The 23,136-nt window shown below is 71.7% G+C and carries 20 protein-coding genes; 12 read left to right on the top strand and 8 right to left on the bottom strand.

Features of this window, described 5'->3' with window-relative positions:
* Nucleotides 1-10: 10 nt before the first annotated feature.
* The 6 genes from ACIBAF_RS14295 to rhaI all read right to left on the bottom strand — a co-directional run bounded on the left by ACIBAF_RS14295 (nucleotide 11) and on the right by rhaI (nucleotide 7,749).
* Nucleotides 11-652 carry a lactate utilization protein C gene (locus ACIBAF_RS14295; protein ID WP_399463484.1) on the bottom strand — a complete coding sequence of 214 codons (642 nt, stop codon included), beginning with the start codon at nucleotides 650-652 and terminating at the stop codon, nucleotides 11-13.
* A complete protein-coding gene (locus ACIBAF_RS14290; RefSeq protein WP_399463483.1) occupies nucleotides 649-2,136 on the bottom strand; it encodes a LutB/LldF family L-lactate oxidation iron-sulfur protein in 1,488 nt (495 codons plus the stop codon). The genes ACIBAF_RS14295 and ACIBAF_RS14290 overlap by 4 nt, the downstream gene beginning before the upstream one ends.
* Complete coding sequence (locus ACIBAF_RS14285) at nucleotides 2,133-2,888, bottom strand: (Fe-S)-binding protein (RefSeq protein WP_399463482.1); 756 nt, start codon at nucleotides 2,886-2,888, stop codon at nucleotides 2,133-2,135. The genes ACIBAF_RS14290 and ACIBAF_RS14285 overlap by 4 nt, the downstream gene beginning before the upstream one ends.
* 72 nt (nucleotides 2,889-2,960) lie before the next feature.
* Complete coding sequence (locus tag ACIBAF_RS14280; RefSeq protein WP_399463481.1) at nucleotides 2,961-4,397, bottom strand: rhamnulokinase family protein; 1,437 nt, start codon at nucleotides 4,395-4,397, stop codon at nucleotides 2,961-2,963.
* Nucleotides 4,398-4,402: 5 nt separating this feature from the next.
* Complete coding sequence (locus ACIBAF_RS14275; RefSeq protein WP_399463480.1) at nucleotides 4,403-6,442, bottom strand: bifunctional aldolase/short-chain dehydrogenase; 2,040 nt, start codon at nucleotides 6,440-6,442, stop codon at nucleotides 4,403-4,405.
* Nucleotides 6,443-6,588: 146 nt separating this feature from the next.
* Nucleotides 6,589-7,749 carry an L-rhamnose isomerase gene (rhaI, locus tag ACIBAF_RS14270; protein WP_399463478.1) on the bottom strand — a complete coding sequence of 387 codons (1,161 nt, stop codon included), beginning with the start codon at nucleotides 7,747-7,749 and terminating at the stop codon, nucleotides 6,589-6,591.
* Nucleotides 7,750-8,031: 282 nt separating this feature from the next.
* Between rhaI and ACIBAF_RS14265 the strand changes: the two genes are divergently transcribed.
* From ACIBAF_RS14265 to ACIBAF_RS14220, 10 genes are all read left to right on the top strand, one after another.
* Nucleotides 8,032-9,549 (top strand): sugar ABC transporter ATP-binding protein, encoded by a 1,518-nt coding sequence (locus ACIBAF_RS14265; protein WP_399463477.1) that lies wholly within the window; start codon nucleotides 8,032-8,034, stop codon nucleotides 9,547-9,549.
* On the top strand, nucleotides 9,546-10,616 hold the full coding sequence (locus ACIBAF_RS14260) for an ABC transporter permease (protein ID WP_399463476.1): 1,071 nt from the start codon (nucleotides 9,546-9,548) through the stop codon (nucleotides 10,614-10,616). Before ACIBAF_RS14265 ends, ACIBAF_RS14260 begins: the two co-directional genes overlap by 4 nt.
* A complete protein-coding gene (locus ACIBAF_RS14255; RefSeq protein ID WP_399463475.1) occupies nucleotides 10,609-11,601 on the top strand; it encodes an ABC transporter permease in 993 nt (330 codons plus the stop codon). Before ACIBAF_RS14260 ends, ACIBAF_RS14255 begins: the two co-directional genes overlap by 8 nt.
* Before the next feature lie 34 nt (nucleotides 11,602-11,635).
* Nucleotides 11,636-12,718, top strand: a complete 1,083-nt coding sequence (gene rhaS, locus ACIBAF_RS14250) for a rhamnose ABC transporter substrate-binding protein (RefSeq protein ID WP_399463474.1) — start codon at nucleotides 11,636-11,638, stop codon at nucleotides 12,716-12,718.
* A gap of 17 nt (nucleotides 12,719-12,735) precedes the next feature.
* Nucleotides 12,736-13,056, top strand: coding sequence for an L-rhamnose mutarotase (locus tag ACIBAF_RS14245; RefSeq protein ID WP_399463473.1), 321 nt, complete (start codon nucleotides 12,736-12,738; stop codon nucleotides 13,054-13,056).
* Nucleotides 13,057-13,154: 98 nt separating this feature from the next.
* Entirely contained in the window at nucleotides 13,155-14,579 is a 1,425-nt protein-coding gene (locus tag ACIBAF_RS14240) for a BNR repeat-containing protein (RefSeq protein ID WP_399463472.1), read from the top strand.
* Between the two features lie 91 nt (nucleotides 14,580-14,670).
* Complete coding sequence (locus ACIBAF_RS14235; RefSeq protein WP_399463471.1) at nucleotides 14,671-15,708, top strand: LacI family DNA-binding transcriptional regulator; 1,038 nt, start codon at nucleotides 14,671-14,673, stop codon at nucleotides 15,706-15,708.
* Nucleotides 15,709-15,836: 128 nt separating this feature from the next.
* Entirely contained in the window at nucleotides 15,837-17,138 is a 1,302-nt protein-coding gene (locus tag ACIBAF_RS14230; protein WP_399463470.1) for an alpha/beta fold hydrolase, read from the top strand.
* Between the two features lie 64 nt (nucleotides 17,139-17,202).
* Nucleotides 17,203-17,946, top strand: coding sequence for a PIG-L deacetylase family protein (locus tag ACIBAF_RS14225; protein WP_399463469.1), 744 nt, complete (start codon nucleotides 17,203-17,205; stop codon nucleotides 17,944-17,946).
* A gap of 31 nt (nucleotides 17,947-17,977) precedes the next feature.
* A complete protein-coding gene (locus ACIBAF_RS14220) occupies nucleotides 17,978-18,808 on the top strand; it encodes a pentapeptide repeat-containing protein (protein ID WP_399463468.1) in 831 nt (276 codons plus the stop codon).
* On the opposite strand, the gene ACIBAF_RS14215 is transcribed toward ACIBAF_RS14220, so the two are convergent.
* Entirely contained in the window at nucleotides 18,770-20,344 is a 1,575-nt protein-coding gene (locus tag ACIBAF_RS14215; protein WP_399463467.1) for a cytochrome P450, read from the bottom strand. The genes ACIBAF_RS14220 and ACIBAF_RS14215 overlap by 39 nt on opposite strands.
* Before the next feature lie 108 nt (nucleotides 20,345-20,452).
* Here ACIBAF_RS14215 and ACIBAF_RS14210 point away from each other — a divergent pair, with 108 nt between their 5' ends.
* Together ACIBAF_RS14210 and ACIBAF_RS14205 are read left to right on the top strand one after the other, a co-directional pair.
* Nucleotides 20,453-21,067 carry a TetR/AcrR family transcriptional regulator gene (locus ACIBAF_RS14210; RefSeq protein ID WP_399463466.1) on the top strand — a complete coding sequence of 205 codons (615 nt, stop codon included), beginning with the start codon at nucleotides 20,453-20,455 and terminating at the stop codon, nucleotides 21,065-21,067.
* A gap of 86 nt (nucleotides 21,068-21,153) precedes the next feature.
* Nucleotides 21,154-21,876, top strand: a complete 723-nt coding sequence (locus ACIBAF_RS14205) for a DUF2470 domain-containing protein (protein ID WP_399463465.1) — start codon at nucleotides 21,154-21,156, stop codon at nucleotides 21,874-21,876.
* On the opposite strand, the gene ACIBAF_RS14200 is transcribed toward ACIBAF_RS14205, so the two are convergent.
* A complete protein-coding gene (locus tag ACIBAF_RS14200; RefSeq protein ID WP_399463464.1) occupies nucleotides 21,844-23,088 on the bottom strand; it encodes a lactonase family protein in 1,245 nt (414 codons plus the stop codon). The genes ACIBAF_RS14205 and ACIBAF_RS14200 overlap by 33 nt on opposite strands.
* Between the last annotated feature and the right edge of the window lie 48 nt (nucleotides 23,089-23,136).

Here is a 23,136-nt window from a genome sequence, read left to right as displayed (position 1 = left end):
GCAGGCCCCGTCAGTCCACCAGGATCACCTCGAGCGTGCGGGGGCCGTGCACCCCCTCCACCCGGTCCAGCTCGATGTCGCTGGTCGCGGAGGGGCCCGAGATCCAGGTCAACGGGCGGGCCGGATCGAGGCGTTCGAGGGCTTGGGGCACTGAGGAGACCACCTGCTCCGGGACCCGTACGACACAGATGTGGTGGTCGGGGACGAGGGTGATCCGGCGGCGGCCCTGGTCGGGGGAGCCATCCAGCACGATCGTGCCGGTCTCGGCGACTGCCACCGCGCACGCCGTGATCACGCTGGCGACCCCGTCGAGCTCCTGGGCGGTGCTCTCACCCCGGTCCGCCACGCGCACGACGTCCGTCCCGGCCAGCCAGGACTGATCCAGCCCGGGCGGCACGAGGACGGTCGCCGACTTCCGCTCCGCGAGCAACCGGGCGATCACGGACGGCAGTTCACCCGCCCCGCACCGGTGCACGAGCGCCCGGTAGTCCGCCAGGTTCTCCGCCAGCAGCTCCACCGTCTCCTCGACGCCCAGGCCGCCGTGCTCCCGCAGATAGTCGCGCGCGACGGCCTGCTCGTACGGCGTGTCGTCCTGTGGCACGTCGGCGAGCGCGCGCCGCACCCGGCCCAGGATCCGCTCCCTGCTGTTCACTTCGCCGCTCCCTTGCCGGTGGTGCCGCCGTTCGTACGCTGCCACCAGTCGCGGAACGGCTCCGCGGGCACGGCCGGCAGATCCCGCGTACCGCTCCACGCCTTGCCCGGTCCGGGCAGGGCACGCGGGTGCAGACGGCGCGTGCGGGAGGCGAGCCGCTGTCCGGTGCGCAGGGCGCCGGGGCGGCCGAACGCCCAGCGGGCCGCCCGCATCGCGGCGCGTTCGGCGGCATGCCCCTTGGCCGGTTTCAGGACCACCTTGTTGCCCTCGCGGATCACCGGCCCGCCCTGGACGACCCGCTCCCGCAGATGCACCAGCACCTCCGGGATGTCGATGGCGACCGGGCACACCTCGTAGCAGGCGCCGCACAACGACGACGCGTACGGCAGCGAGGCGTCGATCTCGCTCTGCGTGCCCCGGAGCTGGGGGCTGAGGATCGCGCCGATCGGGCCCGGGTAGACGGAGCCGTAGGCGTGGCCGCCGGCCCGCTCGTACACCGGGCAGACGTTGAGACAGGCCGAGCAGCGGATGCAGCGCAGGGCCTGGCGGCCGACCTCGTCGGCGAGGGTGTCGGTGCGGCCGTTGTCGAGCAGCACGAGGTGGAAGGTCTGCGGCCCGTCGCCGTCCGTCGTGCCGGTCCAGGTCGTCGTGTACGGGTTCATGCGCTCGGCCGTGGAGGAGCGGGGCAGTGTCTGCAGGAACACCTCCAGGTCCCGCCAGGTCGGCACGATCTTCTCGATGCCGACGACGGAGATCAGCGTCTCGGGGAGCGTCAGGCACATCCGCCCGTTGCCCTCCGACTCGACGACGACCAGGGTGCCGGTCTCCGCGACCATGAAGTTCGCGCCGGAGATCCCGACCTTGGCCCGCAGGAACTTCTCACGCAGGTGGAGGCGGGCGGCCTCGGCGAGCTCGGCGGGCGTGTCGGTGAGGCCCTCGGGAGCCGGGCGCCCCCACTCGCTCATCTCCGCGCGGAAGATGTCCCGGATCTCACCCCGGTTGCGGTGGATCGCGGGGACGAGGATGTGCGAGGGACGGTCCTTGCCCAACTGCACGATCAACTCGGCGAGATCGGTCTCGTAGGCACGGATGCCCTCGGCCTCGAGCGCCTCGTTGAGCCCGATCTCCTGCGTGGCCATGGACTTGACCTTGACGACCTCCGGCTCGCCGGTCTCCCTGACCAGTTCGGCCACGATCCGGTTCGCCTCGTCCGCGTCGGCGGCCCAGTGGACCGTGCCGCCGGCCGCCGTGACCGACTCCTCCAACTGGACCAGATACCGGTCGAGATGACGCAGGGTGTGGTCCTTGATCCGCTTGCCGGCCTCTCGCAGCTCCGCCCAGTCGGACACCTCGGCGACCGCCTTCGCGCGCTTGGCGCGGATGGTGTGCGTGGCATGCCGCAGGTTGCCGCGCAGGGTCGGGTTGCCGACCGCCTCGCGCGCGGCCTTCGGAAACGCCGGCATCCCGACGAACGTCCCGCTCACAGGGCCGGTTCTCCTTCCGTGCTCGCCAGGATCTCCGCGATGTGCACCGGCCGCATGCCCGTCTTCAGCCGGGTCATGGTCCCCCCGATGTGCATCAGACAGGAGTTGTCGGCCGCGCACAGCACCTCGGCGCCCGTCGACTCGGCGTTGCGCACCTTGTCGGCGCCCATCGCCGCCGAGACGTCCGCGTTCTTCAGCGCGAACGTCCCGCCGAAACCGCAGCACTCGTCGGCGCCGGGCAGCTCCACCAGCTCCAGCCCCTTGACCGCCTGGAGCAGCCGTCGGGGCCGCTCCCCGAGGCCGAGACCGCGCAGCCCGTGACACGTCGGATGGTAGGTCACCGTGTGCGGGTAGTACGCGCCGACGTCCGTCACCCCGAGCACGTCCACCAGGAACTCGGTGAGCTCGTACGTCTTCGGGACCACCGGCGCCAGCGTGGCCGCGAGGGTGTCCCCGCGCCCCTCGGCCCGGGCCCGCTCGCCCATCCGCGGATACAGCTCCCGCACCATCGCCCCGCAGGACCCCGACGGCGTGACGATCGCCTCGTACTCCCCGAAGACATCGGAGAAATGCCGGGCGAGCGGCTCGGCCTCATGACGGTAGCCGGTGTTGTAGTGGGCCTGGCCGCAGCAGGTCTGGGCCATCGGGAAGTCGACCTCGACACCCAGCCTGGTCAGCAGTTTCACCACGGCGCGGCCGGTTTCCGGATAGAGCGTGTCGTTGACACAGGTCAGGAACAGTGCGACACGCATCGCGGCTCCTAGGGGTTAGTCATCGGATGAGTGCAGGGTAGCCCGGCACAGCGGCGTGGGCGAGACCCGGGCTCACCGAGTGGCGAGCCGGGCCTCCGCCTCGCGCCACCGCTCGGCGCCGCCCTGCGGCTCGTAACGGGTCAGGGGCTGGGTACGGGAGAGCAGCCGGCGCATCTCGGCGCGATCGCCGACCAGCCCGTGCGCCCGGGCCTGGACGAGCACGTTGCCGAGCGCGGCCGCCTCCGTCGGACCGGCCACCACCGGCAGCCCGCAGGCATCGGCGGTGAGCTGGCACAGCAGCGCGTTACGGGTGCCGCCCCCGACGATGTGGACGACGTCGACCGGGTGGTCGGCGAGCCGCTGGGCCTCGGCGACGGCCCGCCGGTGGGCGAGGGCGAGCGAGTCGAGGATGCAGCGCGTGATCTCGGCGGGAGAGACGGGCGCCGGCTGCCCGGAGGCACGGCACGCCTCGGCGATCCGCTCCGGCATCCGCCCGGGGGCCAGGAACGCCGCGTCCCCCGCGTCCACGACCGACCGCAGCGCCGGCACGGCCGCCGCCTCCCGCAGCAGCCCGCCCAACTCCGGGTCGCCCCAGGCCCGTACGCACTCCTGGAGCAGCCACAGACCCATGATGTTGCGCAGGTAGCGGACCGTGCCGTCGAGACCCAGCTCGTTGGTGAAGTTGGCGGCCCGGCTCGCCTCGGTGAGCACGGGCGCGTCCAGCTCCAGCCCGACCAGGGACCAGGTGCCGGTGCAGATGTAGGCGAACCGTTCGCCGACCGCGGGGACGGCGGCCACGGCCGAGGCCGTGTCGTGCGAGCCGACGGCCGTCACCGGCACCGGCCCGGTCAGCCCGGTCTCCTGAAGCACCTCGGCCCGCAGCAGCCCGGCCGGATCGCCGGGCCGGCGCAGCGGCGCGAACAGCTCCAGGTCGATGCCCAGCCGGGCGGCCACGTCGTAGGACCAGTCGCCCGTGCGGGGATCGATGAGCTGGGTGGTGGAGGCGTTGGTGAGCTCCGTGCCCTGCTCGTCGGTCAGCCAGTACGTCAGCAGATCGGGAATGAGCAACAGCCGCCGGGCTTGCGCCAGTTGGGCCGACGAGGCGGCGGCCGTCAGCTGGTAGAGGGTGTTGAACGGCGCGTACTGCAGGCCGGTCGCCGCATACAGCTCGGCGGCCGGGACGGTTGCCCACACCTTCTCCGCGACGCCCTCGGTCCGGGCGTCGCGGTAGTGCACGGGGTTGCCGAGCAGCGCCCCGTCGGCGTCGAGCAGGCCGTAGTCCACGGCCCAGCTGTCGATGCCGACTGAGTCCACCTGACCGGCCGCCCGCAGCCCGTCCAGCACCCCCGCGTACAGGGACAGCACGTCCCAGCGCAGCCCCTCCGGAACCCGGACCGGCCGGTTGGGGAAGCGGTGCGCCTCCGCCAGCTGAAGCGAGTCCGGGCTCACCCGGCCGACCATGACCCGCCCGCTGGACGCGCCGAGGTCGACCGCGGCGTACGACTTCACGGCCGTCACCGGAGGAACGCGGCCGCCACACCCGCGTCGACGGGGACGTGCAGTCCGGTGGTGTGGGTGAGTTCCCCGCCCGTCAACGCGAACACGGCGTTCGCGACATGCTCGGGCAGCACCTCACGCTTGAGGATGGTCCGCTGCGCGTAGAACTCGCCCAGCTTCTCCTCCTGGACCCCGTACACGGCCGCGCGCTGGGCGCCCCAGCCGCCGGCGAAGATGCCGGAGCCGCGCACCACGCCGTCCGGGTTGACGCCGTTGACGCGGATGCCGTGCTCGCCCAGCTCGGCGGCCAGCAGCCGCACCTGGTGGGCCTGGTCGGCCTTGGTGGCGGAGTAGGCGATGTTGTTGGGCCCGGCGAACACGGCGTTCTTCGACGCGATGTAGACGATGTCGCCGCCCAGTCCCTGCGCGATCATCACCCGGGCCGCCTCACGCGAGACGAGGAACGAACCGCGGGCCATGATGTCGTGCTGGAGGTCCCAGTCCTTCGCGGAGGTCTCCAGCAGCGGCTTGGAGATGGAGGTCCCGGCGTTGTTGACGACGAGGTCGACCCCGCCGAAGGCGAGTGCGGCGGCCTTGAAGGCGCCGGCGATCTGCTCCTCGGACGTCACGTCGACGGTGACGGCGACGGCCTTGTCCGGCCCGCCCAGCTCCTGAGCGACCGCGGCGGCGTTCTCGGCGTTGAGATCGGCGACGACGACGCACGCGCCCTCGGCGACCAGCCGGTGCGCGATCGCCTTGCCGATCCCGCTTCCGGCGCCCGTCACCAGCGCCACCCGGGTGGCGAGCGGCTTCGGCTTCGGCATCCGCTGGAGCTTGGCCTCCTCCAGCGCCCAGTACTCGATGCGGAACTTCTCCGACTCCTCGATCGGCGCGTAGGAGGACACCGCCTCGGCCCCGCGCATCACGTTGATCGCGTTGACGTAGAACTCGCCGGCCACCCGGGCCGTCTGCTTGTCCTTGCCGAAGGAGAACATGCCCACACCCGGCACGAGCACGATCGCGGGGTCGGCGCCGCGCATGGCGGGGGAGTCGGGCTCGGCGTGCCGCTGGTAGTAGGCGGCGTACTCCTCGCGGTAGCCGGCGTGCAGCTCCTTCAGCCGCGCGATCGCCTCCTCCAGCGGAGCGCTCGGCGGCAGGTCGAGGACCAGCGGCCGCACCTTGGTGCGCAGGAAGTGGTCCGGGCAGGAGGTGCCGAGCGCGGCGAGCCGCGGGTGCTCGGCCCGCGCCGTGAAGTCCAGGACGGCGTCGGAGTCGGTGAAGTGCCCGACCTGCGGCTTGTCCTGGGAGGCGATGGCCCGCACGTACGGCGCGAGGGCGGCGGCCCGCTCCCGCCGCTCGTCCTCGGGCAGGGCCTCGTAGCCGTCGATGAGGGGACCGAAGGGCTCGGCCTTCCCCTTCTCCGCGAGGAAGGCCTCGGCGGTGCGGATGATGTGCAGCGAGTTGCGCTCGCACTCCTCGGAGGCAGCCCCCCAGGCGGTGATCCCGTGTCCGCCGAGGACCACGCCGATCGCCTGCGGATTGGCTTCCTTGATCGCGGCGATGTCCAGCCCCAGCTGGAACCCGGGCCGCCGCCACGGCACCCAGGCCACCGTGTCGCCGAAGCACTCGGCGGTGAGCTTCTCCCCGTCGGCCGCGCAGGCGAGCGCGATCCCGGAGTCGGGGTGCAGATGGTCCACGTGGGCGGCGTCGACGAGCCCGTGCATGGCGGTGTCGATCGACGGCGCCGCACCGCCCTTGCCGTGCAGGCAGTAGTCGAACGCGGCGACCATCTCGTCCTCGCGCTCGACACCGGGGTAGACGTCGACGAGCCCCCGCAGCCGGTCCAGCCGCAGCACGGCCAGCCCGGCCTCGGTGAGCGTCCCGAGGTCCCCACCGGACCCCTTCACCCACATCAGCTCGACATCCCCACCGGTCACAGGATCGGTCTCGGCGCCCTTGGCGGACGCGTTCCCGCCGGCGTAGTTGGTGTTACGAGGATCAGCGCCCAGTCGATGCGACCGGGCGAGGAGAGCAGCGGCTTCGGGGTGCGGTGCCATGACTGTCTTTTCCTAACTTCTTGAACACGAGTGAGGGGAGCGCCCCAGAGGGGCGCGGGGCTGTTATCGATTTGCGGCTCCGCCGCGTGGGCGCGGCCAGCCACGAACGGGCCCGCGGCCGGCGACGGACGGACGGCGGCGGACGCTTACGCGCCCCACCCCGCCTGCTCCCCGCCGACCCGCTCGGCAACGATCTTCTCGGCCCATCCCGACCGCCGGTAGGCCGTCATCGGCTCGGGGTCCAGCCCCATTTCCTCCCGCACCTCGCGAAGAAGCGGCCGCACGTCGGTGTTGTACGCGTCCATCACCACCGCGTTCGCCTCCAGCACATCCCCGGAGGCCTGCGCCGCAGCCAACGCCGACCGGTCGACGAGCAGTGCCTTCGCCGTCGCTTCCTGCACGTTCATCACGGAACGGATGATCGCCGGGATCTTCGCCTCGATGTTGTGGCACTGGTCGAGCATGAACGCCACGTCGGCCGTGAAGCCGCCCCCGCGCACCACCTCGTACATGATCCGGAACAGCTGGAACGGGTCGGCGGCGCCGACCATCAGGTCGTCGTCGGCGTAGAACCGCGAGTTGAAGTCGAACCCGCCGAGCTTCCCCTCCCGCAGCAGCGTGGCGACGATGAACTCGATGTTGGTCCCGGGCGCGTGGTGCCCGGTGTCGACGACGACCTGGGCCTTCGGGCCGAGCTTCAGACAGTGTGCGTACGCCGTCCCCCAGTCCGGCACGTCCGTCGAGTAGAACGCGGGCTCGAAGAACTTGTACTCGAGCAGCATCCGCTGCCCGTCCCCCAGCCGCGCGTAGACCTCGGCCAGGCCCTCGGCCAGCCGGTCCTGCCGGCCGCGGAGGTCGTCCTGCCCGGGATAGTTGGTCCCGTCGGCGAACCACAGCTTCAGATCGGCGGAGCCCGTCGCGTCCATGATGTCGACGCACTCCAGCAGGTGATCGAGCGCCTTGCGCCGCACGGCCGCGTCCGGGTGGCAGATGCTGCCGAGCTTGTAGGCGTCGTCCTGGAAGGTGTTGGAGTTGATCGCCCCGAGCTTCACGCCCCGGTTCTCGGCATGTTTCGCAAGTGCGGAGTAGTCCTCCACCTTGTCCCACGGAATGTGCAGCGCGACGGTCGGGGCGACGCCGGTGAACGCGTGCACCTGCGCCGCGTCGTCCAGCTTCTCCTGCGGGGTGCGCGGAACGCCCTGCTGGGCGAACACCTTGAAGCGGGTCCCCGAGTTCCCGTACGCCCACGACGGCGTCTCGACGGCCTGGGTCTTCAACGCGGCCTTCACCGCGGCGAGGTCGGTCACTTCGGGCTCCTGTGACATCGGTCCGGAACGACTCCCGGATGAAACGATTCAGAACGGGAAGCTATGAGCCAGCGGGTGGAGTGTCAACCCCTCCGTCCAGGCCTGTTGTCCGTGACCGCCGCGTGACCTTCGACTATCGAAAACTTTTCGAGACGTACCCATTGACGTGACATGCCCGTCATGCCTAACGTCCCGGCCATCCAGTTGAAACCTTTCACGACGTCGTGACGGCCCCCCGGCTCTCGGTGGGAACGGTTCGCGGACGTCGTCGAGGAGCCACCCATGACCCACCCGTCCGACACGGGACCGGCCCCGGTGCTCGCGCTGAGGGACGTAGCCAAGTCCTTCGGCGCCGTACGCGCCCTGCGGGGCGTCTCCCTGGAGCTGTTCCCCGGCGAGGTACACGCACTCGCCGGCGAGAACGGCGCGGGCAAGTCGACCCTCATCAAGACCCTCGCGGGGGTGCACCGACCCGACGCCGGTCGGGTGCTGCTCGACGGTGAGCCCGTCGTCTTCCACGGTCCCGGCGACGCCCGCGACGCCGGCATCGCCGTGATCTACCAGGAGCCCACGCTCTTCCCCGACCTGTCGATCGCCGAGAACATCTTCATGGGCCGCCAGCCTCGGCGGGCCCTGGGCCGGATCGACCACAAGGCCACCCAAGCGGCCACCGCCGCGCTGATGAAGCGCCTCGGCGTCGACCTCGACCCGGACCGCCCGGCGCGCGGCCTGTCCATCGCGGACCAGCAGATCGTCGAGATCGCCAAGGCGCTCTCGTTCGACGCGCGCGTCCTGATCATGGACGAGCCGACCGCCGCCCTCACCGGCAGCGAGGTCGCCCGCCTCTTCGGAGTCGTGCGCACCCTGCGCGAACAGGGCGCGGCCGTCCTCTTCATCTCCCACCGCCTCGAGGAGATCTTCGAGATCTGCCAGCGGGTGACCACCCTGCGCGACGGCGCCTGGATCGCCAGCGAGCCGATCGAGGGCATGACCGAGGACGACCTGGTCCGCCGCATGGTCGGCCGCGACCTCGACGAGCTCTACCCGAAGCAGGACGTCACGCCGGGCGACATCGCCCTCAGCGTCCGCCGCCTCACCCGCGAGGGCGTCTTCACCGACGTCTCCTTCGAGGTCCGGCGCGGCGAGATCGTCGGCCTGGCCGGACTCGTCGGCGCCGGGCGCACGGAGGTCGCCCGGGCGGTGTTCGGCATCGACCGCTGGGACGGCGGCGAGGTCTCCGTGGACGGCCGTCCGCTCACCAACGGAGCCCCCTCCACCGCGATGGCCGCGGGCCTCGCCCTGGTCCCCGAGGACCGGCGCGCCCAGGGCCTGGTGATGGACATGTCCATCGAGCGCAACATCGGCCTCACCGGCCTGCGCACGACCGTCAAGGCCGGCCTGGTGGACCGCGGCGCCGAACGCAGCCGCTCCCTCGACTGGGCGGTCAAGCTCCAGGTCAAGTACGCCCGGATCGCCGACACCGTCAACACGCTCTCCGGCGGCAACCAGCAGAAGGTCGTCCTCGCGAAGTGGCTGGCCACCAGCCCCAAGGTGCTCATCGTCGACGAGCCGACCCGCGGCATCGACGTCGGCACCAAGGCCGAGGTGCACCGGCTGCTCAGCGAACTGGCGGCCGACGGCGTCGCCGTCCTGATGATCTCCTCCGACCTGCCCGAGATCCTCGGCATGGCCGACCGCGTGCTGGTGATGCACGAAGGGCGCCTGACCGCCGAGATCCCCCGTTCCGACGCCACCGAGGAAACCGTGATGGCCGCAGCCACCGGGAGGGCCGCCGCATGACGGTGACCACCTCCCACGAGGCCCCCGTCGCCGAGGCGCCCAAGTCCAGCGGCACCCGGCTCGTCGACCGCGTCTTCAAGATGCGCGAACTGGCCATCCTGGTCGTCTTCCTGGTGATGATCGCCATCACCCAGGCGGGCAACAGCGAGTTCCTGTCCGAGCAGGGCATCAAGGACCTGTTGCTGAACGCGACGATCCTGGTCCTGGTCGCCACCGGCCAGTCCCTGGTCGTCATCACCCGCAACGTCGACCTGTCGGTCGGCTCCACCCTCGGCATCAGCGCCTTCGCCGCCGGCACCTATCTGCACGGCGGCGGCAACCCGGTGATCGCGATCGTGCTGGCCGTGCTGCTCGGCATCGGCTTCGGCCTGCTGAACGGGCTGCTCGTCAGCCTCGGCCAGGTGCCCGCGCTCGTCGTCACCCTCGGCACGCTGTACATCATCCGGGGCATCGACTCCATCTGGGTCGGCTCCCGTCAGATCACCGCGGCCGACCTTCCCGGCGGCTTCGTGGACTTCGGCTCCGGCGGCCTGTCCGCCGTGCCGTATCTCGCGCTCATCGCGCTGGCCGTGCTGATCGCCACCGCCTACTACCTCAAGCACTTCGGCAGCGGGCGCGAGCTGTACGCGCTCGGCTCCAACCCGGAGGCCGCCCGGCTCGCCGGCATCCCGGTGCGCAAGCGCATCCTCGCCGCGTACACCTTCTGCGGCGGCCTCGCCGGCCTAGCGGGCGCCATGTACCTGGCCCGGTTCGGCAACGTCGACTCCAGCACGGGCAACGGCTACGAAATGACCGTCGTCAGCGCGGTCGTGGTCGGCGGCGTCGTCTTCACCGGCGGCTCCGGCAGCGTCTACGGCGCCGCCCTCGGCGCGCTGCTGCTGACCTCCATCAACAGCGCCCTGCCCGCCCTCGGCGTCAGCTCGGTGTGGGTGCTCGCCATCAACGGCGTCCTGCTCCTTCTCGCGATCGCCGTGGACCGGATCGTGGCCCTGCGGGTGGCGACCGCCCTGAAGAAGAAGTCGGCGTCCGTCAAGCCGGCCGTAGAGAAGGGGGAGGCTCGTGCCTGAGTCCCTCAACCGAGCGATCCGCTGGGACACCGTCGTCGGCGCCCTCCTGATCGTCCTGCTGCTGTTCTCCTTCACCACCGTGGACGGATTCGGCAACGCGCTGAACCTGTCGTTCCTGATCGGCAACACCCTCCCCGTCGCGCTGGTCGCCCTGCCGATGACCCTGTTGGTCGTCTCCGGGGAGATCGACCTGTCGGTCGCCTCCACGGCCGGCCTGTCCGGCGCGGTGATGGGCGCCCTGTGGAACCAGGGCCTGACCATCGAGGCGATCATCCCCATCTGCCTGCTGCTCGGCGTGGTCTGCGGGCTCGTCAACGGCCTGCTCGTCACCCGGCTCGGGCTGCCGTCCCTGGCCGTCACCATCGGCACCCTGGCCGCCTACCGGGGCGTCGCGCAGATCGTGCTCGGCTCCGACGCGGTCACCGACTTCCCCACCCAGTACCTGGACTTCGCGGCCGGCCGCGTCGGGGACAGCTTCCTCCCACAGGCCTTCCTGCCCTTCGTCGTCCTCCTCGCCATCGCCTTCGTGGTCCTGCACGCCACACCGTTCGGGCGCTCGCTGTTCGCGATCGGCGCCAGTGAGGAGGCCGCCCGGTTCGCCGGGATCCGCGTCAAGCGGCAGAAGCTGATCCTGTTCACGGTGACCGGCCTGATGGCCTCCCTCACCGGGATCTTCTGGGCCCTGCACTACGCCAGCGCCCGCTACGACAACGCCACCGGCCTCGAACTCTCCGTCATCGCGTCGGTCCTCCTCGGCGGCATCGACTTCGACGGCGGCAAGGGCACGCTCGGCGGCGCGATCGCGGGAGTCTTCCTGCTCGGCGCGGCGCAGAACGTGATGAGCCTGAAGGACGTCTCCGCACAGTCGCAGATCGTCGTCACCGGCGTCCTGCTCGTCGTCTCCGTGCTCGGCCCCCGGGTCGCACGGCAGATCTCCGTCGCGAGGGCAGGCCGTAGAGCCGCCGCCTCGACCTCGACGGCCTGAGAAACAGCCCTCCTCGTAAAGGACCCACACCACCATGCGCAAGTCATCCCTCCGTCGTGCCTGCGCGGCCGTCGCCGCCGTCTCCTCCCTCGCCCTCGCCGTGACCGCCTGCGGCGGCACCACCAAGGAGGACGTGAAGAACGAGAGCACCGGCGCCGCCGCCTCCGCCGGCAAGGCCGACCCGAACGCGGCCACCAAGAAGGGCCTGACCGTCGGCTTCCTGCCGAAGCAGGTCAACAACCCGTACTTCACCTCCGCCGACAAGGGCGGCGAGGCGGCCCTGAAGGAGCTCGGCTCCAGCTACAAGGAGGTCGGCCCGTCCAGCGCGACCGACACCTCGGGGCAGGTGTCGTACGTCAACACCCTCACCCAGCAGCAGGTCGACGGGATCGCCGTGTCCGCGCAGGACCCGGGCGCCCTGTGCACCGCGCTGAAGCAGGCCATGAGCAACAAGATCAAGGTCGTCACCTACGACTCGGACACCAACCCCGAGTGCCGTAACGCCTTCGTCTCGCAGGCCTCCGCCGAGGACCTGGGCCGCACCGAGGTGCAGCTGCTCGCCCAGCAGATCGGCTACAAGGGCGAGATCGCGATCCTGTCGGCCGCGCAGACCGCGACGAACCAGAACGTCTGGATCGACTACATGAAGAAGGAGCTGGCGGACCCGAAGTACAAGGACGTCAAGCTCGTCAAGGTCGCGTACGGCAACGACGACGCCCAGCAGTCCTTCCAGCAGACCCAGGGCCTGCTCCAGCAGTACCCGAACCTGAAGGGGATCATCTCCCCGACCACCGTCGGCATCAAGGCGGCCGCGCAGTACCTGTCGGGCTCGAAGTACAAGGGCAAGGTCAAGCTGACCGGCCTCGGCACCCCGAACGACATGCGCACCTACGTCAAGAACGGCACCGTCGACGCGTTCGAGCTGTGGGACCCCTCCAAGCTCGGCGCCCTGGCCGCGCAGACCGCGGTGGCGCTGGCCTCCGGCCAGATCACCGGCAAGGAGGGCGAGACCTTCAAGGCCGGCGGCACCACGTACACCATCGGCAAGGACGGCGTGATCAGCCTCGGCAAGCCGACCGTGTTCGACGCCAAGAACATCGACCAGTTCAACTTCTAAGTCGGGAGCGGTACTTCATGCAGCGCGTCTGTTTCCTGCTCAAGGTCCGTCAGGACCGGCTCGCCGAGTACCGCGAACGCCACGCCGCCGTGTGGCCGGAGATGCTGGACGCTCTCTCGGCCACCGGCTGGCACAACTACTCGCTCTTCCTGAGAGACGACGGCCTGCTCGTCGGCTACCTGGAGACGGAGGACTTCGCGGCCGCCCAGGCAGGCATGGAGGCCGCCGACGTCAACGCCCGCTGGCAGGCGGAGATGGCGCCGTTCTTCGAGTCGCTGGACGGCGCCCGTCCCGACGAGGCCATGAAGCCGCTCACCGAAGTCTTCCACCTCGCCTGACACCACCCGCTGTCCCCTCCTCGCCGCTTTCCCCCGCCGCCCGCCCCCCCCGGGCCCCTTCGCCCCTCTGCTCTCGCACGACAACGGAGTCCCCCGAGATGAGACGACGCACCCTGCTGGCCGGCGCCCTCCTCAGCGCCGCGGCTTCCCCCGTCCTCGCCGCCGGCACCGCACGCGCCGCCGACCCAGGCCCCTCGGTCACCAAGAAGGCCACCACCCAACTCGACGCGACGGCCGTCTTCTTCGTCTCCTACGACGGCCTGGTCAACAACAACTCGTTCCAGAAGAACGGCCTGCTGACCTACAAGGGCTACCAGTACGCCACCTGGTACACCTCCACCGGCAACGCGGTCGTCGCCCGCCGCGTCCTCGGCGGCAGCACCTGGTCGACCGTGACCCTCTCCCACGTCCTCAAGGCCAGCGACTCCCACAACGTCATCTCCATGGGCGTCTCCAAGATCGACGGCCGGCTCCACCTCAACATGGACTCCCACAGCGACGGCTTCTTCTACGTGAAGTCGGCTGCCGGACTCCTCGACAACCCGGCGACCACCTCCTGGACGTCCTCCGTCTTCGGCGCCGTGCAGACCACCCTCGACGGCCTCGCCCTCACCTCGCAGTTCACCTACCCGCAGTTCGTCTCCACGCCCGAGGGCAAGCTCCAGCTCAGCTACCGGGTCGGCATCTCCGGCAACGGCCGCAACGCCCTCGCGGAGTACGACGGCTCGACCTGGACGAACCTCGGCGAATGGTCGAGCTCCACCGGCGCCTACACCAGCGAGCACGGCTCCAGCACGGCCCGCAACATGTACCTGCACGGCATCGACTACGACGTCAACGGCCGGCTGCACTCCTTCTTCACCTGGCGTGAGCAGAACGGCGCCGTGATGTGCTCCAGCGGCGGCATCACCAACCACGACACCGGCTACGTCTACTCCACCGACCGCGGCCGTACCTGGCGCAACAACGCGGGCACGCTCGTCGGCACCACCGGCGCCTCCGACACGGTCGCCGTCACCGACTCCGGTCTGGTCGTGGACCCCCTCAACCCGGACCACTCCCTGATGAACCAGGAGAGCCAGGCCACCGACTCCACCGGCCTCCCGCACGCCGTCATCAGCTACGTGCCGGGCCGCTTCGGCCAGTGCACCACCAACTACGTCAGCGACCGGACCGCCAACGGCCGCGCCTTCCATCTGCGCAAGAACTCCTCCGGCAGCTGGCAGAAGACGGAGATCCCCGTCGTCCTCGGCTCCAGCCAGCGCACCAAGCTGGTCCTGGACAAGTACGACAACGCGTACGCGATCTTCCCCTTCGGGCGGATCGCCGGCGCCTCGAAGTCCTCCGGCTACACGGACTGGACGGTGCTCTTCGACGGCAGCGGCCTGAACGCCTTCGGCGAGGTCGTGATCGACGAGCTGCGGGTCAAGGCCGACAACACGCTGTCGTTCATGTACCAGGAGAAGTCGAGCGGGACGACCCCGTCGGCGCTCCACGTCATCGACTTCGCACTGCCCGCATGACCCGAACAGAGACACGGACAGGGGCGCGGCGGCCTGACGGTAATGTGAAGGCCGTCCCGCCGTGCCCCGTTCACCTGGAGGTCCCCGCCTGATGGCCCATTCGGTGGGTATCAAGGACGTCGCCCGTGCCGCCGGAGTCTCCGTCGGCACGGTGTCCAACGTCATCAACCGCCCGGACACCGTCGCCACCGAGACCCGGGCGCGCGTGCTCTCGGCGATAGACCGGCTCGGCTACGTCCGCAGCGAGTCGGCCCGCCAACTGCGCGCGGGCCGCAGCCGGATCATGGGGCTGCTCGTCCTCGACATGGGCAACCCCTTCTTCGTGGACGTCGCCCGCGGCGCCGAGCGGGCCGCGCGGGACGCCGGGCTCGGCGTGATGGTCTGCAACAGCGCCGAGAGCGTCGGCGAGGAGGCCGAGTACCTGTCCCTCTTCGCCGAGCAGCGGGTGCGGGGCGTGCTGCTCACCCCGGCCGACGCCACCGGCCGCAACATCGACTCCTTCCGCCGGCACGGCATCCCCTTCGTGCTCGTCGACCGGGTCTCCGAGGGCACCACCGAGTGCTCGGTGTCGGTGGACGACGTGGCGGGCGGCGCGCTCGCCGTACGGCATCTCATCGACGCCGGACACCGCTCCATCGCCTACGTCAGCGGCCCGCCCGGCTTCACTCAGGTCCGCGACCGCCGCACCGGCGCGCTGAACGCGCTCGCCGAGGCGGGCCTCGGCCCCGAGCACCTGCGCGAGCTGCCCACCGAACGCCTCGACGTCGCCGCCGGCCGGGACGCGGGCGCCCGGCTGCTCGGCCTCGCCGACCGCCCGACCGCCGTGTTCTGCGCCAACGACCTGCTCGCCCTCGGCGTCCTGCAGGCCATGTACGCGGCCGGCGTCGGCGTCCCCGACGATCTCGCCATCGTCGGCTACGACGACATCGAGTTCGCCGCTGCGGCGGCCGTCCCCCTCACCTCCGTGCGCCAGCCCGCCGTCACCATGGGCGCCCTCGCCGCGGAGATGCTGCTGGAGGAGACCGAGGAGAGCGAGGAGAGGGGAGCGCACGCCGGACGGCACGAGCACCGGCGGGTCGTGCTCCAGCCGGAGCTGGTGGTGCGCCGGTCCAGCCTTTCGGCGCGCTGAGCGGCGGTTCAGTACCCGCGCTGTGCGCCCGTTCAGTAGGGGTTCATGATCCCCCGGGCCCCGGCTCCGCCCCGGCATGTGCTGAACTGGGACGCGGTCCGCTTCACCGATCGCCCCGGGAGCCCCTGTTGTCCGTCAGCTACCGCCAGCCCGGCGTCGTCCTCACCGACCGCCGCTTCACCGTGCCCCTCGACCACGCCGACCCGGCCGGGGAGACCATCGGGCTCTACGCCCGCGAGGTCGTCGCGAGCGACAAGGCGGAGAAGGACCTGCCCTGGCTGGTCTACCTCCAGGGCGGCCCCGGATTCGGCGCCAACCGGTTCGTCGGAAAGCCGGCCTGGCTCGGCCGCGCGCTGAAGGAGTACCGGGTCCTCCTCCTCGACCAGCGCGGCACCGGCCACTCCACCCCGGCCAACCGCCAGACGCTCCCGCTGCGCGGCGGACCGGCCGAACAGGCCGACTACCTCGCGCACTTCCGCGCCGACTCCATCGTCCGCGACTGCGAGCTGATCCGCGGTGACGTCACCGGCGGAGCCCCGTGGACCGTCCTCGGCCAGAGCTTCGGCGGCTTCTGCACGGTCACCTACCTCTCCCTCGCCCCCGAGGGCCTCGCCGCCGCCGTCATCACCGGCGGCCTGCCCTCCCTCGACGCCCACGCCGACGACGTCTACCGCGCCGCCTACCCGCGCATGGAGCGCAAGGTCGCCGCGCACTACACGCGCTACCCGCAGGACGCCGAGCGCGTCCGCCGCATCGCCGACCACCTGCTGCACCACGAGGTGACGCTGCCGGCCGGCTACCGGCTCACCGTCGAGGCCTTCCAGACGGTCGGCATCCTCCTCGGCGGCAGCGAGGGCAGCCACCGACTGCACCACCTCCTCGAGGAGGCCTTCGTCCCCACCCCGCAGGGCCCGGAGCTGTCCGACGCCTTCCAGGAGGAGATCCAGAGCCTGCTGTCCTACGCCGGACACCCCCTCTACGCCCTCGTCCACGAGGCCATCTACGGCCAGGACGCCCGCCCCACCGCCTGGGCCGCCGACCGGGTGCGGGCCGAGTTCCCGCAGTTCGACGCGGCGAAGACCCTCGCCGGCGACGGACCGCTGCTGCTCACCGGCGAGACCGTCCACCCCTGGATGTTCGACGCCGACCCCGCGCTGCGCCCGCTGCGCGAGACCGCCGAACTCCTCGCCGCCCGCACCGACTGGGCGCCCCTGTACGACCCGGCCCGCCTCGCCGCCAACGAGGTCCCGGTCGCGGCCGCGATCTACCACGACGACCTGTACGTCGACACCGCCCACTCCCTGGCCACCGCCCGCGCCGTCCGCGGCCTGCGCACCTGGGTCACCGACGAGTTCGAGCACGACGGCGTCCGGGCCGGCGGCCCCCGCGTCCTGGACCGCCTGCTCGCCCTCACCCGCGACGAGGCGTGACGCCGGCGTCACCGCCACTGCCGCCGTCCCCGTCGCTGTCACCGTCACCGGCTAGTCTGCCGACATGACCGAGCCGACGATCGCCCAGCTCAAGCCCATGCCCGAGGACTGGCAGCGTGCCCTGGCCGTGGTGGCGCACCCGGACGACCTGGAGTACGGGTGCTCCGCGGCGGTCGCCGCCTGGACGGATGGCGGCCGCGAGGTCGCCTATGTCCTGGCCACCCGCGGTGAGGCGGGCATCGACACCCTCGCGCCCGCCGAGTGCGGCCCCCTGCGCGAGCGGGAGCAGCGGGCGAGCGCGGCCGTGGTGGGCGTGTCGACGGTCGAGTTCCTCGACCACCGGGACGGCGTCATCGAGTACGGGCTCGCCCTGCGCCGGGACATCGCGGCCGCGATCCGCAGACACCGTCCCGAACTCGTCATCACCCTCAACCACCGAGACACCTGGGGCGGGGTCGCCTGGAACACCCCCGACCACGTCGCCGTCGGCCGCGCCACCCTGGACGCGGCCGGGGACGCCGGCAACCGCTGGATCTTCCCGGAACTCACCGAGCAGGGCCTGGAGCCCTTCAACGGCGTGCGCTGGGTCGCCGTGGCCGGCTCCGCGACGCCCACCCACGCCGTGGACGCGTCGGCGGGACTGGAGCGGGCGGTCGGCTCGCTCCTCGAACATCGCGCGTACATCGAGGCGTTGACCGACGAGGAGCCGGAAGCCTACGCACGGCGGTTCCTGACCGGGGTGGCGCAGTCCGTGGGCGAGCGGTTCGGCGGCCGGCCGGCCGTGGCGTTCGAACTGTTCAGCCGGTAGGGCGGCGTCGCAGGTCAGTAGGGTGGAGGGCATGCAAGAGACGACGGTGGACCGGAACTCCCTGCGCGGCGACTGCCAGAACTGCTTCGGCCTGTGCTGTGTGGCCCTGCCCTTCGCCCGCTCCGCGGACTTCGCGATCGACAAGCCCGCCGGCCAGGAGTGCCCCAACCTGGGCGAGGACCACCGCTGCGGCATCCACGCCCGGCTGCGCCAGAAGGGCTTCACCGGCTGCACGGTCTACGACTGCTTCGGCGCCGGGCAGCAGGTCTCGCAGGTCACCTTCGGCGGCCGGGACCGGCGTACGGCCCCGCGCGAGGAGGCCCGCCGCATGGCCGAGGTGTTCCCGGTCGTCCGGCAGCTCCACGAACTCCTGTGGTACCTCACCGAGGCGCTCGCCCTTCCCGCGGCCCGCCCGATCCACGCCGAACTGCGCCGGGCCCTGGACAAGACCGAGGAGCTCACCGCTCTGCCCCCGGACGAGCTGATCGCGCTCGACGTCCCGGCGCACCGTCAGGACGTCAATGTGCTGCTCCTGAAGACCAGCGAGCTGGCCAGGTCCGGGGTGGGCGGCCGCAAGAAGGAGCGCCGGGGCGCCGATCTGATGGGCGCCCGTCTCCAGGGCGCCGACCTGCGCGGCGCGAATCTGCGCGGCGCTTATCTGATAGCCGCCGACCTCACCGGCGCGGACCTGCGCCGAGCGGACCTGATCGGCGCCGACCTGCGCGACGCCGACCTGACGGACGCCGATCTGACCGGCGCGTTCTTCCTGACGCAGCCGCAGCTGAACGCGGCCCGGGGGAGCGCGGGCACGAAGCTGCCTGAGTCAGTCACCCGCCCCGTGCACTGGACAGCGGGCCTCTGAGGGCGCCGCTGCCCCGCTCTCCTCGCCGACCTGCGCGCCGGGCGACGTCCAGGTGCGCCGCTCCAGGTGCAGACGCAGCCCGTCCGGCATCAGCGTCAGCCGTTCCGTGACCCGCAGCCGGTACGCCGGGTCGGGGCGCAGCTCGTAGCGGCGCAGCAGCATTCCCAGCACCAGCGTGGCCTCGTGCAGTGCGAACTGCCGTCCGATGCAGGCCCGTGCCCCGGTGCCGAACGGCTTGAAGGTGTGCGGGGCGCGGCCGCGTACGGCCTGGGCGTCGAAGCGGTCCGGGTCGAACCGTTCGGCGTCGGGCCCCCACACCTCGGGGTCGCGGTGCAGCATCGCCGTGAGCACCAGCGCCCAGCCGCCGCGCCGCATCGGATGCTCCCCGCCCAGGACGGTGTCGGCGCGGGCCTCCCGGGCGAACGCGGGCGCCGTCGGCCACAGCCGCAGCGACTCGTCGAGGACCCGGCGGACGTACCGCAGTCTGGCCACCTGGTCGTACCGGGGGACGGCCGCGTCCCCCCACACCTGGTCCACCTCGGCGCGGGCACGGGCCGCGATGTCCGGGTTGAGCGAGAGGTAGTGCAGGGCGAAGGAGAGCGCGCCCGAGGTGGTCTCGTGGCCGGCGACCAGGAAGGTGATGACCTGCCGCCGCACGTTCTGCGCCGACAGCCGTTCGCCCGTCTCGGGGTGGGCGGTGTCGAGCATCCGGTCGAGCAGGTCGCCCTCCCCGCCGCCCTGCTCGCGGCGCGCCCGCACCAGGTCGTCGACGGTGCGGTCGAGGTAGGCGATGTCGGCCTCGTTGCGGCGCGTGGCCCGCCGCAGCAGCGCGGGGGAGGGCACGGTGTTGAGGCGCTGCGCGTAGGTGAGGGTGCCCACCATCGCCGTCACGAAGGGGTGCGGCCGGGCGCGCTCGAAGGATCCGAAGTCGTGCCCGAATCCGGTGCGCGAGATCGTCTCCAGGGTCAGCTTGGTCATGTCGCCGGGCACGTCCACCGCCCGGCCCGCGGCCAGTTCCCGGTCCCAGTGGCCGGTGAGCCGCTCCGCCACGTCCAGCATCATCGGGTGGTAGGCCGCCATGGCCTCCCGGCTGAACCCCGGGGCCAGGACGTCGTGCGCGAGCTGCCAGTTCGGCTCGTGGTTGTACGCCGTGAACAGGGCGTCCCCCACGACGGGCCGGAGGTTGGCTATGCCCAGCCCCACGTGCTTGGCGAACCGCGTCTCGTCCGCCATGTCGGCGGCGAGCTTCGCGCCCCACACGAAGACGAACTCCCGGCCGAAGGCCTTGCGCCGGTAGATCGGCCCGAGCTGCCCGGCGTAGCGCATGGAGTCCTGCAGGGGGGTGCGCCGGCTCGCGCCCAGGACGTCGCCGAGCAGCGGGAGCCGGCGCGGTGGATGCGGGATGCGCTCCAGCTCGGGCCAGCCGAGCTCCGCGCCGCGGAATCCTTTCGGCAGTGCCTCGGCCGTGTCCCCGGCGGCCTTCCCCGTCGGTCCGGTCGTCCCCGTCGTCTCCGCCGTCCCCGCGGTCTCCGCCATGACGCGATCTCCCTTGATGCAGCGGCACGTTGAGCATGTTGTACGTGGGTTCAATAACGCGGTTCAGTCTGGTCCCGCTGTTGAACCGACGTCAAGTAAAGTGCGGGCATGGCCGCGAACCAGGGGGAGCGCACCCGACGCCGACTCAGTACCGGGGAACGCAGGGAGCAGCTCCTGTCGGTCGGCGCGCGCCTGTTCTCGGAGAGCCCCTACGACGAGGTGTGGATCGAGCAGGTCGCCGAGATCGCCGGCGTCTCGCGTGGCCTGCTGTACCACTACTTCCCCACCAAACGGGACTTCTTCGCGGCGGTCGTCGAGCGCGAGAGCGAGCGGATGCTGCGCATGACGGCGGCGGTCCCCGGCATCCCGGTCCGTGAACAGCTCGCCTCGGGCCTGGACGCCTTCCTGGAGTACGTGGAGACCCACGCCCACGGCTACCGCGCCTTCCATCGCGCGGACGCGGCCGGCGACCAGGCGGTGCGCAAGGTGTATCAGCGGGCTTTGGTGGCACAGGAGCGCCAGATCCTGGCGGCCCTGGGCGCCGACCCCGAGTTCGGGCCGGTCTTCGAGGAACGGCCCGACGTACGGCTGGCGGTGCGCGGCTGGCTGGCCTTCACGACGGCGGTCTGCCTGGAGTGGCTGCGCGAGCCGGACCTGTCGCGGGATCAGGTGCGGGAGCTGTGCACGCGTGCGCTGCTGGGGGTCATGTCGGCTCCGGGGTGACTTCGGACAGGGAGCCTTGGGGCAGTGGTTGGCGCGGCCGCGGATCTCCGATAGGTTAGGCAAGGCTTACCTAAGGAGGTTTTGGGATGGGTGACAGCCAAAGCTGGGCGGCCATGCCGTCCGCCGCCGAGCGGGCCCGATCGGTGCTCGCGGCCTCGTGGTCCTGCACCGTGACCGCGGACGGCGGACGCGAGGAGTTCGTCGGCGCGCACACCGTCGACGAGAACGGCCGGGTGATCCTTCATGCGCCCGAGGGCAGCGCCCTGCGCACCGCGGCGATCTGCGCACCCCGCGGCGAGCCGTCCGCCGTGCTGGAGTTCGCGGACCCGGCGCCCGTTCCCGTACGCAGCCGGGTCCGCGCCCGGCTCTGGCTGGCCGGCTGGTTCACCCCCGAGGACGACCGCCTCGCCTTCCACGCCACCCGCGTCGTGCTGAAACCGCCCACCGGCGCGGTCGTCGTCGCCCTCGACGAGTTCACGCAGGCCCGGCCCGACCCGCTCGCCACCGCCGAGGCCCAGCTGCTCACGCATCTCGCCGACGCCCACCCCGACGCCGTCGAGCGGCTCACCCGGCTCTTCCGGCGAGACAGCCTGCACGGCGCCGTCCGCGTTCAGCCGCTCGCCGTCGACCGGCACGGACTGACGCTGCGCATCGAGCGCGCCCGCGCCCACGGCGACGTCCGCCTGCCCTTCCACGCGCCCGCCGACGACGTCGCACAGCTCACCGAGCGCATGCACGTCCTGCTCACCCAGGCCGCGGCCGCCTGCCCGCGCGCCCTACAGCGGCAGCGCACAGACGGCGACGGGTGACGCGAACGGCTCGCCCGCGAGCCGCAGTCCACCGTTCGCGCCGTCCACCCGGAACACGCTGACCGTGCCGGAGCGCTGGTTGGCGGCGAACAGCAGGCCGCCGTCCGGCGAGAGGGCGATCTGCCGAGGGAAGTCCCCGTCCACCGGCACCGTGCCGAGCAGCCGCAGCCGGGCCCCGTCCGCCTCCACGGCGTAGCGCGCGAGGCTGTTGTCGCCGCGGTTGGCGAGGAAGGCGTACGCGCCGTCCGGCGTGACCGCCAGCTGCGCCGGGTAGTTGGTGCCCGCCTTCGAGCCCGTGGACTGCGGCTTCCCGATCGTCAGCCGGCCACTGGACGCCTCGTACGTGCAGACGGTGACCGTGTCGTCGGCCTCGTTCGCGAGGTAGGCGTGCCGGCCGCCGGGATGGAACGTGAGATGGCGCGGCCCGGCGCCCGCCCGGGTGTGCGCCTGCGCGACCTCCGTGAGCGTGCCCGCCTTCTCGTTCAGGCGGTAGCTGTACACGGTGTCGGTGCCGAAGTCGACGGCGAGGACATGGCCGCCGTCCGGAGCCGTGATGAACTGGTGTGCGTGCGGCCCCTGTTGGCCCTGCCGGGGCGCCGGACGGGTGTGCGTGTCCAGGGCGGTGCGGTCGCCGAGCGCCCCCGAGGCGTCGATCGGGTGCACGGCCACACTGCCCGAGCCGAAGTCGGCGCTCAGCAGCCACCGCCCGCTGGGGTGCACCGACACATGGCAGGTGTGCGCCCCGCCCGTGGCCCGGCTGCCCAGCACCTTCTCGTCGGACAGCCGTACCGCCGTCACGGCGCCCGCCTCGCGTTCGTTCGCCGCATAGAGCGTTCGGCCGTTCGGGTGCACCGCGAGGTACGACGGGTCCGGCACGCCGGTGATCGTGCCCCGGCCGGTGATCCGCCCCGAGCCGGGGTCGTACGAGGCGACGCCGATGCCCTTCCCGCCGCCCTCGGCGGAGGTGTACGTGCCCACGTAGAGGGGCCTGGGGCCGGAGGGGCTCGGCGAGGCCTGCGGCGCGGACGCCGTCGAGGCGGACGACGGCTGCTGGGGCGGCGCGGCCTGCGGGGCTTCCTCGGCGTCCGGTGAGCCGCCGGCACTGCCGCTGCCGCACCCGGCCAGAGCAGACGCCGCCGCCGCGCCGCCGAGCAACCCGACGAAGCGGCGCCTGCTCCAGCGACCGTCGGCCGCGTCCGTCCCACTGCTCATGCCCGCACCTCAGGTCGTCGTCCGCATCCTCCGTGACAGCCACCTTGA

It is taken from the genome of Streptomyces sp. NPDC051677 (assembly GCF_044453465.1).
GTDB lineage: Bacteria > Actinomycetota > Actinomycetes > Streptomycetales > Streptomycetaceae > Streptomyces.
This window is presented reverse-complemented; position numbering and strand designations above follow the sequence as displayed.

Excerpts from the sequence above, each read along its gene's own strand:
- ACIBAF_RS14205 (WP_399463465.1), top strand. The coding sequence starts at position 21,154 with ATGGGTGACAGCCAAAGCTGGGCGGCCATGCCGTCCGCCGCCGAGCGG.
- ACIBAF_RS14220 (WP_399463468.1), top strand. The coding sequence starts at position 17,978 with ATGCAAGAGACGACGGTGGACCGGAACTCCCTGCGCGGCGACTGCCAG.
- ACIBAF_RS14265 (WP_399463477.1), top strand. The coding sequence starts at position 8,032 with ATGACCCACCCGTCCGACACGGGACCGGCCCCGGTGCTCGCGCTGAGG.
- ACIBAF_RS14260 (WP_399463476.1), top strand. The coding sequence starts at position 9,546 with ATGACGGTGACCACCTCCCACGAGGCCCCCGTCGCCGAGGCGCCCAAG.
- ACIBAF_RS14200 (WP_399463464.1), bottom strand. The coding sequence starts at position 23,088 with ATGAGCAGTGGGACGGACGCGGCCGACGGTCGCTGGAGCAGGCGCCGC.
- ACIBAF_RS14240 (WP_399463472.1), top strand. The coding sequence starts at position 13,155 with ATGAGACGACGCACCCTGCTGGCCGGCGCCCTCCTCAGCGCCGCGGCT.
- rhaS (WP_399463474.1), top strand. The coding sequence starts at position 11,636 with ATGCGCAAGTCATCCCTCCGTCGTGCCTGCGCGGCCGTCGCCGCCGTC.
- ACIBAF_RS14285 (WP_399463482.1), bottom strand. The coding sequence starts at position 2,888 with ATGCGTGTCGCACTGTTCCTGACCTGTGTCAACGACACGCTCTATCCG.
- ACIBAF_RS14210 (WP_399463466.1), top strand. The coding sequence starts at position 20,453 with ATGGCCGCGAACCAGGGGGAGCGCACCCGACGCCGACTCAGTACCGGG.
- ACIBAF_RS14245 (WP_399463473.1), top strand. The coding sequence starts at position 12,736 with ATGCAGCGCGTCTGTTTCCTGCTCAAGGTCCGTCAGGACCGGCTCGCC.
- ACIBAF_RS14235 (WP_399463471.1), top strand. The coding sequence starts at position 14,671 with ATGGCCCATTCGGTGGGTATCAAGGACGTCGCCCGTGCCGCCGGAGTC.
- ACIBAF_RS14275 (WP_399463480.1), bottom strand. The coding sequence starts at position 6,442 with ATGGCACCGCACCCCGAAGCCGCTGCTCTCCTCGCCCGGTCGCATCGA.
- ACIBAF_RS14215 (WP_399463467.1), bottom strand. The coding sequence starts at position 20,344 with ATGGCGGAGACCGCGGGGACGGCGGAGACGACGGGGACGACCGGACCG.
- ACIBAF_RS14225 (WP_399463469.1), top strand. The coding sequence starts at position 17,203 with ATGACCGAGCCGACGATCGCCCAGCTCAAGCCCATGCCCGAGGACTGG.